Annotated in this window: 1 protein-coding gene; it reads left to right on the forward strand. The window is 74.3% G+C overall.

Annotated features, from left to right (window positions below; translation table 11 throughout):
* Nucleotides 1-93: 93 nt before the first annotated feature.
* On the forward strand, nt 94-1,104 hold the full coding sequence (locus V9U69_RS19245; protein WP_337063522.1) for a glycosyltransferase family 2 protein: 1,011 nt from the start codon (nt 94-96) through the stop codon (nt 1,102-1,104).
* The last annotated feature ends 96 nt before the right edge of the window (nt 1,105-1,200 follow it).

Below are 1,200 nucleotides of genomic sequence, written 5' to 3' on the forward strand. Positions count from 1 at the left end.
AGCCACCCACTTCATCGGCCCTCACCAGCAGGACCTGAACCTCACGGTGTGCTCCAATCGGGTGACGCGCCCCACGACCCCGACGGAGCCTTCGTGAGCACTCCCCTGCTGAGCGCCTGCCTGATCGTGCGCGACGAGGCTCACCGCCTCGAGGTCTGCCTGGACGCGCTGGACGGTCTCGTTGACGAGATCGTCGTGCACGACACCGGCTCCACCGACGGCACCGTGGACCTGCTGCACCGGCGGGACGTGGCGCTGGTCGAGGGCGGGTGGAGCGACGACTTCGCCGCGGCCCGCAACACGGCGCTGGAGCGGGCGCGCGGCGAGTGGGTGCTCAGCGTGGACGCCGACGAGGTGGTGCAGGGGGACGCGATCGCGCTCCGGGCGCTGCTGGGGCGCCAGCCGGGGCCGGCGCTGCTGGTGAGCATCGTCAACGTCGCCACCGCCGAGGCCGGCGGCGACGTGACGTCGGTGTCCCCGCGCCTGTTCCGGCGTCACGACGCCGTCTGGCGCGGCCGGGTGCACGAACGGGTCGAGCACCCCGGCACCGCGGCAGCCGCTCCGGTGGCGGTGCCCGAAGAGGTGCTCCGGCTGCAGCACGAGGGGTACGCCACGACCGAGGCACTGGCGGTGAAGGGACGCCGCAACGCCCGGCTGGCGGAACGGGCGCTCGAGGAACTGCTGACCACCGTGCCGAGGGACGACGCCGCGGTCGCCCGGGCCTGCCTGGCTCTGGGGCGCGCGTGCGTGGGGGCTGGGGATCGGCAGCGGGCCGTGGACGCCTTCGAAGCGGTGCGGGAGCTCACGAGCGCGGGACCGGAGTGGCAGCAGGCCACCGATGTCCTGACGCGGGTGCTGCTGGGAGCCGGCGAGGCGGCGGTGGCTCTGGCCCTGGCGGAGCAGCTGCTCGCCTCGGGTGCCGAGCGGGCCTACTGCGACTGGCTGCGGGCCCAGGCACTGGCCCAGCTCGGGGACGCCTCCGGCGCACTGGACCTGCTCGCCCGCGTCGACCGGCTCGTGGACCCGGCCGGGCAGCGCTACGGGTTGGAGAAGGTGGCGGCGCTGCGGGTGCTGTGCGAGGGCTTGGCCCGTGCGTCGCGCTGACGACCGGACGTGCGGACCGGCACCCCGACCACGTCGTCGGTGCTTGCGTTCGTGATGCAGGTGCTCGGGAACGACGACGGGGCGGGGAGCTGTTGA

Source organism: Kineococcus sp. G2 (assembly GCF_037154035.1).
GTDB lineage: Bacteria > Actinomycetota > Actinomycetes > Actinomycetales > Kineococcaceae > Kineococcus.